Origin of the sequence: Corallococcus sp. 4LFB, from assembly GCF_046520365.1 — a bacterium.
Lineage (GTDB): Bacteria > Myxococcota > Myxococcia > Myxococcales > Myxococcaceae > Corallococcus > Corallococcus caeni.
In genome coordinates, this window is record NZ_JBKGHJ010001255.1 from 1 (window position 1) to 396 (window position 396).

The 396-nt window shown below is 70.7% G+C and carries 1 protein-coding gene; it reads left to right on the top strand.

The window, feature by feature from the left end; translation table 11 throughout:
- Nucleotides 1–396: condensation domain-containing protein (locus ACLEQD_RS45200; RefSeq protein WP_410392040.1), on the top strand; the 396-nt coding region annotated here is incomplete at both ends.

The following is a 396-nucleotide window of genomic DNA, read 5'->3' on the forward strand; positions in this document are numbered from 1 at the left end:
TGCCCGCGCTGCCGGTGCAGTACGCGGACTACGCCGACTGGCAGCGCCGCACGCTCTCAGGTGAGACGCTGCGGCAGGAGATGGCCTGGTGGGAGACGAAGCTCTCCGGGGCTCCGGCCGTGCTGGAGTTGCCCACCGACTTCCCCCGCCCCGCTGTCCGGAGCACCGCGGGCGCAACCCTCGGCTTCACCCTGTCGCGGGAATTGACGGAAGCCTTGCGTGGCTTCGCCCACCGGGAAGGCGGCTCCCTCTTCATGGTGCTGCTGGCCGCCTGGCAGGGCCTGCTTGCGCGCTACACGGGCCAGCAGGACCTCAGCGTGGGCTCGCCCATCGCTGGCCGTACCCGCGCGGAGACGGAGGGCCTCATCGGCTTCTTCGTCAACACGCTCGTCCTTC